7 protein-coding genes are annotated in these 9,380 nt (G+C 64.1%); 6 read left to right on the top strand and 1 reads right to left on the bottom strand.

Features of this window, described 5'->3' with window-relative positions:
* Positions 1-1,418: 1,418 nt before the first annotated feature.
* Positions 1,419-1,802 (bottom strand): hypothetical protein, encoded by a 384-nt coding sequence (locus tag DVDV_RS20595; protein WP_075356453.1) that lies wholly within the window; start codon positions 1,800-1,802, stop codon positions 1,419-1,421.
* A gap of 173 nt (positions 1,803-1,975) precedes the next feature.
* Between DVDV_RS20595 and DVDV_RS20590 the strand changes: the two genes are divergently transcribed.
* Genes DVDV_RS20590 through DVDV_RS20565 form a run of 6 tightly spaced genes read left to right on the top strand, consistent with a single transcriptional unit; the run spans position 1,976 to position 9,362 of the window.
* Positions 1,976-3,487, top strand: a complete 1,512-nt coding sequence (locus tag DVDV_RS20590) for a class I adenylate-forming enzyme family protein (protein WP_075356452.1) — start codon at positions 1,976-1,978, stop codon at positions 3,485-3,487.
* Positions 3,463-4,731 (top strand): DUF362 domain-containing protein, encoded by a 1,269-nt coding sequence (locus DVDV_RS20585; RefSeq protein ID WP_075356451.1) that lies wholly within the window; start codon positions 3,463-3,465, stop codon positions 4,729-4,731. The genes DVDV_RS20590 and DVDV_RS20585 overlap by 25 nt, the downstream gene beginning before the upstream one ends.
* On the top strand, positions 4,722-6,347 hold the full coding sequence (locus DVDV_RS20580) for a radical SAM protein (RefSeq protein ID WP_254845476.1): 1,626 nt from the start codon (positions 4,722-4,724) through the stop codon (positions 6,345-6,347). Before DVDV_RS20585 ends, DVDV_RS20580 begins: the two co-directional genes overlap by 10 nt.
* Positions 6,232-7,524, top strand: a complete 1,293-nt coding sequence (locus DVDV_RS20575; protein ID WP_075356450.1) for a radical SAM protein — start codon at positions 6,232-6,234, stop codon at positions 7,522-7,524. Before DVDV_RS20580 ends, DVDV_RS20575 begins: the two co-directional genes overlap by 116 nt.
* Before the next feature lie 2 nt (positions 7,525-7,526).
* On the top strand, positions 7,527-8,447 hold the full coding sequence (locus tag DVDV_RS20570) for a lauroyl acyltransferase (RefSeq protein WP_075356449.1): 921 nt from the start codon (positions 7,527-7,529) through the stop codon (positions 8,445-8,447).
* Between the two features lie 60 nt (positions 8,448-8,507).
* On the top strand, positions 8,508-9,362 hold the full coding sequence (locus DVDV_RS20565; protein ID WP_075356448.1) for a glycosyltransferase family 2 protein: 855 nt from the start codon (positions 8,508-8,510) through the stop codon (positions 9,360-9,362).
* Positions 9,363-9,380: the final 18 nt, after the last annotated feature.

The raw sequence follows: 9,380 nt of genomic DNA, 5'->3' as shown, positions 1-9,380 counted from the left end.
ACAAAATTAGTCTATAGAGCTTAATAATATTGTGCAATTAAGCACCATAGATCAAATTCAGCACCTCCTACTTTCAAGTCCGCGAATGTAAAAACTTTGCCAGATTATGACAGTCCTTTATTTGGCAATAATGAGCTTCTGATATTTGACCTCGAAGTCAGTACAATACTTTCCCGACTTTGGTCCTAAGCTTTCGTTCCATTCGCTCCCTCTGGAGTCGCCCCCGTTAAACCGGACACCCCGCAGTTGCTGCCAAACGGATAAACTCCCTGGGTGAGAGCAACCGCAGCCCTTTGTGGGGGTGCACCTCGTTATAGCCCTCAAAAGGACGGCGTCTGGTGCTCAAAGCAGATGCTAATCAAGCAGATAGTCAAATATCTCATGCAGTACTATGAAGATCGGGCACATCCGTTCCGTTGGACATATGGTAGGAAGCCCCATAAGGCATGATGCCAGCTATTTACGGATCGTGACACTGGGCAGCCTGGGCGTATCTTAGCACCTTGTTAGCCTATGTAGATCTCTCAACGCGAGAATAGTCGAAATTCTGATAAAGAAACTGGGCTATTTGTGGGTAATACACTTGGAGCATGGCTTATTTAATGGAATCGGTATATAGGGATGCTTAGCTATCAGGCTGGATGGAAAATGTGAGCGTGTGCCTTGGTACATATAAATTTGTAAATTAGTAGAGGCGATAACGCAACTTTATTTCTTGCGAAGTCTCATATTCCTGGTTAAAATAAGGTAAGATTTTGTTGCGCAGCCGGGCGATGAGATCGGGCACTATGCCAAGGTTGGGGCATCCTGGGGTATCGTCTTGAGTCCCTATTGACTTCACTAACTACCTTGCCGGCAACACTGACTTGGAATTACCGGGCAATTTCTTTGCCTTTATTGGCTCCACGCCAGTTCAGGTCCAGATCTGAGACGCAGGCGCCTGAGCCCGCGCTGTACCCCAGCTGGTACCCCAGGTCATGTATCTGGATGTCTCTTCGTGTACCGCTGTGCATGTCCACCTTGATGATATCATTGGGCGGTGCGGGCCAGCCAAAGATAGGTCGCGCGGATCACCGCCGGATTCCTGCACATACTGCCAGGACTGAATGAACAGCCGCCCGAGCCGACTGTGGGGTCGTGACGGACATGCCCTCGCAGCGTTCGATGATCTCACGAGCAGCCGCACCACCTCGGCCGGGGTGTAAGCTCGCCGCCTTTCTTGCCAGCGCTGTCAGCGAAAATGACAATGGGATGAGCATTCATGGACGCAAGATCTTCGTGGAGTGGCTGCGCCCCGGATGGTGTCTGGTACGCGGCGCAGCCTACCCCAGGAGCGGGGTTGCTCCCTCGTATTTTTGAGACGCCCTTGGAGGTGGCTCTGTCGGGCCTGGGGCGGATGTCTGGAGCAGCCGGCCCGGCTACTGCGTCGGCAGGCTCATGACAAAAAGGCTCAGCGACCCGTCTTCATCGCGAAAGACATTGCCGGTCAGGGTGACGGTTTTTCCCTTGAATTTTTTGTGGAAGGCCTCTTCCTGCTCAAGGGTCACCTCTTCCGGGGTCAGCACCATGTAGCTGACGCCTTCGTCGGTGGTGATGAGCAGGCCGTCGGTGTAGTCGTCCTCGACGATGCCGGAAACGGAGACGCCGGATTTGAGCGGTTTGACGTCGTCTTCGGCAGCAGCGGCAGCGGCAGCGGCAACGGCGGCATGGGCGTTGCCGCCGCCGGCGGCTGCAAGCAGCATGGCCACGAGCAACACGGCCAGGGGAGCCAGGGTCAATGAAAAGCGATACGAGTGCGTCATGCCGTCTCCGCGCAGCCTGATCTATGGTACTCCATCCGGGCCGGCGCGCATGGCCCGGACGACTTGCCTTTATACCGGAACGCTCCAGTCGGCAATCATCATGAAGTGACCAGAATGCCTTGCCAAAATCCATTTATACGCAGTATGCCCGAGCATGATTGATCGGAGGTCCGATGGATTCTGATATGTGCCTGACGCCGGCCGGGCTGCTGCGCCGCAATGCCGGGCAGCGCGGCGGCGCGGTGGCTGTGGCGGCCGGCGATGTGGCGGTGTCCCACGAGGCCTTGGCCGAAGCGGCCTTGCGGCTGGCCGGCGGGCTGGGCGGGCTGGGCCTTTCCCCGGGCGCGCGGCTGGCTGTTTTTGCCCGCAAGACCCCGGCGGCGGTGACGGCCTTTTTGGCCGCGGCCTGTGCCGGCGGCGTATTTTTTCCGGTCGATCCCAACCAGCCGCCGGCCGTGACCCGGGACATCCTGGCCCGGCTGGCCCCGGCCGTCATGGTCGTGGCCGCCGAATTCCTGCCGGTCCTGGACGCCCTCTATCCGGCCGGGCCGCCTTTCGCCCTGGTGGCCTGCGACGGCCCGGCCCGGCCCGGCATGGCGTCTTTAAGCGAACTGGCCGCCGGTCCCCTGCCGGCCGCCCTGCCCGAGGTCGGGCCAAACGATCCGGTCTATTTGAATTTCACGTCCGGCACCACCGGCGCGCCCAAGGGCGCGGTGACCACACTTACAAATCTCATCGCCAACACCACCGCCGCCAACGAGGCCTTCGGCCTCACCCCGGACGACGTCCACCTGTGCATGATGCCGGTTTTTGTCCATCCCCACGAAACGCTCCTGCGGCCGCTGCTCCTTGGCGGCACCATGGTCCTTTGCGACCGCATTTCGGCCCGGGCCGTGGCCGAGGCCTGCGCCAGCCACAAGGTCACGGCCCTTATGGCCGTGGCCGCCATCTATGAGACGCTCCTGCGCCAACCGGCCGGGGCGCAAAACCCCTTTGCCAGCGTCCGCATCGCCGAATCCGGCGGCATGCACGTGCCTTCGGCCCTGGCCGCCGGACTGCGCCGGCGCTTTGGCCTGGAAATTCTGCCGGTCTGGGGCAGCACCGAGACCACGGGCGTGGCCCTGGCCAACCGGCCGGGCGAGGCGTATGTGCCGTGCTGCCTGGGCCGGCCGGTGGCCGGCTACAGCGTGGCCGTGGTGCGCGAGGGCGGCGAGCCGTGCGCGCCGGGCGAACCCGGCGAACTGATCGTCTCCGGGGCCGGGGTGTGCCCCGGCTATTTCGGCGAGGAGGCCCAGCCGGAATTTCGCCTGTACGGCGGCCGGTTCCGCACCGGCGACGAGGTCTTTTTCGACGCGTCCGGCCGGTATTTTTTCGCCGGCCGCCAGTCCATGCTGCTCAAGGTCGGGGGCATGAAGGTCTTCCCGGTCGAGATCGAGGAAGCCCTGCGCCAGCACCCGGACGTGGCCGAAGCCGTGGTCATCCCGGTGGCCGACTTGCTTCGCGGCGAGGCGGCCAAGGCCGTGGTCGCGCCCCGAAACGGGGCCGTGCTGACTGCCGGGGATTTGCGCAAATTTCTTTCCAAACGCCTGCATCGCCTGAAAATGCCCCGCGTCATCGAAATCCGTGACGCCCTGCCCCGAACTCCCGGAGGAAAAGTCGCATGGCGCGCCCTCGTGTCGGACTAGCCCACGGCGAGGTGGGCGAGGCCCCGGACGCCTTCACCCCGGCCGGCCTCGCTGCCGTGACCGCACTCGTGGCCCGGGCCATTGCCGCTGCCGGCTGCGACCTGCCGGCCCTTGTGGGCGGCAAGTCCGTGCTTTTAAAACCCAATCTGGTGCGCCCCAATCCCAACAGCCCGCGCTCGGTGGTGACCGATGAGCGGGTCATTCTGGCGGTCATCGATCTGGTGCGCGCGGCCGGAGCGGCCGCCATCCGGGTGGGCGACAATCCGGGCTACGGCCTGTCGCTTTTTGCGGCCATGGCCGGCATGGCCGACTTTACCCGCCGGCTGGCCGAACACGGGGCCGAACTGGTGCACTTTGACGCGGCCGATCCGGTGGCCGTGGCCAATCCAACGGCCCTGCTCTTTGATCCCGTGCCTCTGCCGCGTGTGCTCCTTGAGGCCGATGTCTATATCAACATCCCCAAGATGAAGACCCATGTGCATACGTTGGTCACCCTCGGCATCAAGAACCAGTACGGATTGATTTTGGACGACAACCGGATGCCCTGGCATCGAAACGACATCAACGTCAAAATCATCGACATTTTACGGGTGGTAAAGCCCGATCTGACCGTGGTGGACGCCTTGTGGGCGGTGCAGGGCCAGGCCCCGCTGTCCGGGTCGAGCGTGCCGGACATGAACGTCATTGCCGCCGGCACGGACGTGTGCGCCGTGGACGCCGTATGCGCCGATCTCATGGGCATCGCCGTCGATGAAGTGGCCATGCTGCGTCTGGCCGGGCAAGAGGGCCTGGGCGAAACCGATCTGGCCGCCATCGAGGTGGTTGGCGAAGACCCGGACCAGCTGCGCCGGCGCTTCGCCCGGCCGGTATTAAGCTCCATGGGGGCCTATCCGGCCGTGCGGGTGATCGAGGGCGGTGCCTGCCAGGGCTGCCTGTCGGCCCTGCGCCATGCCCTGGACAAGCTTGGCAGCGAGGACGGCTTTGCCGGCCGCGCGCAGGCCACGCTCTATGTCGGCGTGCCCATGCCCGAGACGGTCAATCTGCGAAACGTGCGCGGGCAGCTCTGGTGCTTCGGGGCCTGCAGCGCGCCGCTTATATACAATACCAAAGAGCCCGGCCGCATCGCCCGGCACATCCCCGGCTGTCCGCCGCATATCCTCGACTTTTACAAGGCGTATAAGGCGGCCGCCGCCCCCGACAGCGGCACCGGGACCGGGAAGGACCACAGGACACCATGCGCGTAGCCCTCATTTCCCCCTATCCCGACATCACCGCCTACGGCGTGCGGGCCATTGCCGCCTATTTGAAGGCCAACGGCGTGGCCGTGCGGGTTATTTTCCTGCCCGACCCCCTGGGCGACGCCCTGACCGACGCCCCCGAGCGCTATCCGGCCCCGGTCATGCACGACGTGGCCCGGCTGTGCGCCGACTGCGATCTGATCGGCGTATCGCTTATGACCAATTATGTGGACAACGCCGTCCAGATCACCCGGGCCGTCAAGGCCTCCTCCCCGGCCCCGGTGCTGTGGGGCGGGGTCCATCCCACCATCCGGCCCGAGGAGTGCCTGGAAACAGCCGATCTGGTCTGCATTGGCGACGGCGAGGAAGCCATTTTGGACGTGGTGCGGGCCATCGCCGCCGGCGGCGACCTGACTGCCATTGCCAATATCCAGGCCCGCCGGCCGGACGGGACCATTGTCCGCAATCCGGTGCGCCCGCTCACCCAGGATCTCGACGCCCTGCCGGCCCCGGACTGGTCCCATGACGACCACCACATCTGGGACCCGGACCGGCCCGAAGCCGGCGTCGTTCCCCTGACTCCGGCCGTGACCGAGGCCTTCCTGGCCCGGGGCACGGTGTCGCAGATGCTCGGCAAGATCGGCTACCAGACCATGACCGGCCGGGGTTGCCCGCATCGCTGCGCCTACTGCGTCAACGACGCGGTCAAGGCCCTGTACGGGGCCAAGGGCTATCTGCGCTGGCGCGGCGTCGGACACGTCATGGCCGAGATCGAGGCGGCCCGGCAGGTGCTGCCGGCCATCGGCTATGTCTGGATTTCCGACGACGCCTTTTTCGCCCGGCCCCTGGGCGATATTCAGGAATTTTGCCGCCAGTGGAAGGAGCGCATCGGTTTGCCGTTTAGCTGCCTGGGCTCGCCGGCCACCATCACCCGGGAGAAAATGGACGCCCTGCTCGACGCCGGGCTTTTTTACCTCCAGATGGGCGTGCAGACCGGTTCCGCCCGCATCCAGGAGCTTTTCAACCGCAAGGCCATGGGCAACGACGTCATGCTGGCCGCCATGAAGATCATAAACGATTCCAAGGACCGCATGTTCCCGCCCAGTTACGATTTCATCCTGGATACGCCCTATGAGACCACGGCCGACCGGCTGGAATCGGTGCGCTTCATTGCCCGCATCCCCAAACCCTTCCGGCTCCAGCCCTTTTCCCTGGTGCTCTATCCCGGCACCAAGCTCCACGCCATGGCCGCGGCTGACGGGTTTTTAACCGACGAGCGGCGACAAGGTGTATACGAAAAGCTATACGATGCGCCGGCCAGGATTACGTCAATCTGCTCATTTTGCTGGCCAAGGGCGGCCGGATGCCATCGCGCCTGTTGGCCGTGCTGGCCTCGGACGGCCTTGGCGGACTGCTCTCCCGGCCGGCCTTTGACCCGCTGTGGCGGCTCCTTTTCGGGCTCATGGAACCGGTCAAGCGCCTCCTTCGGGCCGTGGCGGGGCGGCCGTGAAAATCGCCCTGGTCCAATCCTGGCTCGGGGAAGGGGCTGGCGAGCCGGTCTTTCCCATCGGTCTGGCCAGTCTGGCCGCGAGCCTTCCGGGACATACCGTGGCCGCCTTTGACCCCAACGTGGCGGCCGGCGATCCCATGGCCGCCCTGGCGGGATTTTTGCGCGATTTTTCGCCCGATATGACCGGCGTTTCCCTGCGCAACATCGACTCCACCAATACCCGGGTCAACGTCTCCTATCTGCCCCCCTTCGGCCGTACCCTGATGACGGCGCGCCTGGAGACAAGCGGGCCGCTGGTGGTCGGCGGGGCCGGCTTTTCCATGTTCGCCAAGGCCATCATGGCCTCCTGGCCGGCCATCGACTACGGCGTGGCCCTTGAGGGTGAAACCGCCTTTGCCGCCCTGGCCGACGCCCTGTCGCGCGGCAACGCGCCATCCTCCGTGCCGTCGCTTTTTTGCCGCGACGACGACGGCGAGGCCTTTTTTACCGGGGAATCCGTAAAAATCGACTTGTCAGACCTCCCCTCCCCGGACTTTTCCATCCTGCCGTTGACACCCTATGCCGCCGTGCCCTGGGGGATCGGGGTCGAGACCAAGCGCGGCTGCGCCCTCTCCTGCGTCTACTGCCCCTACGGCTTTTTAAACGGCCGGCGCTACCGGACCAAGACCCCACAGCAGGTGGCGGCCGAGATCATCGCCCTGCGCGACCGGTTCGGCGCAACCCGGTTCACCTTTCTCGACTCCGTCTTCAATGTCCCGGTCGACCACGCCCGGGCGGTCATGGAAGCCATGGTCGCGGCCGGAGCCACGCTCCCCTGGTCGGGCTGGTTTGCCGAGCGCGGCCTGACCCGGGATTTTCTCGAACTGGCCCACCGGGCCGGCTGCGATACCGTCATTTTTTCCCCGGACGCTTACGGCGACGCAGCCCTCAAAAAGCTTGGCAAGGCCGCAACCGTGGCCGAAATCGAGGCCGCCTACCGCCTCGTGCGCGACCTGGGCTGCTTTGAGGTGAGCTACAATTTCTTTAAAAACCCGCCCGGCCAGACCCTGCCCGCCGCCCTGGCCATGCTGCGCTTCATCGCCAAGGCCCGGCGCGAGATGGGACGCAAAGCGCATTTCGAGCTCAACAGCATCCGGGTGGAGCCCCACACCGCCCTGGCCAAGCTGGCCGTGGCCGAAGGCCTGATCGAAGCCGGGGCCGACCTGCTGTTGCCGGTGATGTATTCCCAGAAAAGAACTGCCTATATTGAAAAACTTTTTGATATGCTCTTGCGGGCCGTCGGGAAATAGCCGTGCAGGTGCGCGAGAGCCTTGCCCGCGACCTGCTGCGCCTGGTGGTCTGGTATCCCCTGCGCCTGCTGGCCGAGCGCCTGCCGCCACGGGCCGCCCTGGCCCTGTACCGGACCATGGGCCGTTTGCACGCCCTGCTGGCCCGGGGCCGGGCCGGGCGCATTGCCGCTGCCGCGGCGGCCGTGGCGCCGCATCTCCCACCCGCACCTTCAAAAAATGTGGCGGGGGAGGCGTTTTCGACCCATTATGTCAACCAGCTCATCCTGTTCCAGTTGCCGCGCCTGACCGCCGCCAATATCGACGAACTCCTGGAATTTGAGGGCCTCACCCGCCTGGAACTGGCCCTGGCCCATGGGCGCGGCGTGGTCCTGCCCATCGGCCATTTCGGCCCGACCCAGTTGCCGCTGGCCGCCCTGGGGGCGCTCGGCTTTTCCCTGGTCCAGATCGGCAACCTGTCCGATGCCGGGCTGTCGTTTATCGGCCGCCACGTCGCCTTCCGCCTGCGCCAGCGCTACGAAGCGCGCATCCCGGCCCGCATCGTGCCGCCCGGCCCCGGCACGCGCCAGGCCCTGGCCCATCTGCGCCGCGGCGGGGTGGTCATGACCACGGCCGACGACGGACCGGGACAGCCGCCCTTCGGCCACCACGCCGTTTTCCCATTTCCGGGTGGCAACCTGTCCGTGCCGCTTGGGCCGGCCCGGCTGGCCCTGGCCGCCGGCGCCGTCCTGCTGCCGGTTTTTCTCCAGGCCGGGACAGACGCGCCCTATCGCCTCGTCATCGACGAACCCATCGCCCCGCCCCCGGACGCCGGCCGCGAAGATGCCGCCGCAGCCATGACCGCCGCCTGGGTGGCCCGCTACGCCCCCCGCGTCCAGGCCGCTCCGGGCTGGTGGCACGGCCTGGAAGCCCATCTTTTTCCTTGAATCCCGCCCCGCCCTCGGCCACAATCCCTCCCCACACACCCAGGAAGGACGCAGCGCACAATGAAAAACTCGATGAAACTGTCCATCGTTATTCCGGCGTATAATGAAGAAGGCAATATCACCACCACGGTGGACGGCATTCGCTCCGTGCTGGTGCGCGAAGCCATTCCTTATGAACTGGTGCTTGTCGATGACAACAGCGCTGACGCGACCGGGAACGTGCTGGACACGCTGGCCGCGGCCGATCCCGGCATTGTGGTGGTGCGCCGGGAATCGCCCCGCGGCTTCGGCCGGGCCGTGCGCTCCGGCCTGGAGCGGGCCACCGGTGATGTCATCATCATCTGCATGGCCGACCTGTCCGATGATCCTGAAGACATCATCAAGTACTACAGAAAGATAGAAGAAGGCTTTGACTGCGTTTTCGGCTCACGCTTCATTCGCGGCGCGCGCTGCGTCAATTACCCGCCCTTCAAGCTCTTTTGCAACCGCATCGTCAACAAGGTCATGCAGCTCATGTTCTGGACGCGCTACAACGACCTGACCAACTCTTTCAAGGCCTACCGCTCCTACGTCATCCGCGATATTTGGCCGCTCAAGGCCTGCCACTTCAATATCACCATCGAATTGTCGCTCAATACCCTCATTCGCAACTATGCCATCGCCGAAGTGCCCATCTCCTGGCAGGGCCGCACCTGGGGCAGCTCCAACCTGCACATCAGCGAAATGGGCCGGCGCTACTTGAGCACCCTGCTGCGGGCCTGGTTCGAAAAAAACCTCATCCTCGACGACCTGATGGCCGAATCCGTTGTCTGCCGCAGCCACAGCGTCGAACGCGCCGCCGGCATCGAAGCCCGCGTGGCCGAACTCGAACACCGGCTGGCGACGCTGGAAAAGACGAAGGGTGAAGAGAGATGAGAGAAGGGGAAGAGTGCC

Source organism: Desulfovibrio sp. DV, from assembly GCF_001936595.1.
Classification (GTDB): Bacteria; Desulfobacterota; Desulfovibrionia; order Desulfovibrionales; family Desulfovibrionaceae; genus Solidesulfovibrio.
This window is presented reverse-complemented; position numbering and strand designations above follow the sequence as displayed.

Bases quoted from the DNA above. Each gene is read 5' to 3' on its own strand.
- DVDV_RS20565 (WP_075356448.1), top strand. From the start codon at position 8,508: ATGAAAAACTCGATGAAACTGTCCATCGTTATTCCGGCGTATAATGAA.
- DVDV_RS20585 (WP_075356451.1), top strand. From the start codon at position 3,463: ATGGCGCGCCCTCGTGTCGGACTAGCCCACGGCGAGGTGGGCGAGGCC.
- DVDV_RS20590 (WP_075356452.1), top strand. From the start codon at position 1,976: ATGGATTCTGATATGTGCCTGACGCCGGCCGGGCTGCTGCGCCGCAAT.
- DVDV_RS20580 (WP_254845476.1), top strand. From the start codon at position 4,722: ATGCGCGTAGCCCTCATTTCCCCCTATCCCGACATCACCGCCTACGGC.
- DVDV_RS20595 (WP_075356453.1), bottom strand. From the start codon at position 1,802: ATGACGCACTCGTATCGCTTTTCATTGACCCTGGCTCCCCTGGCCGTG.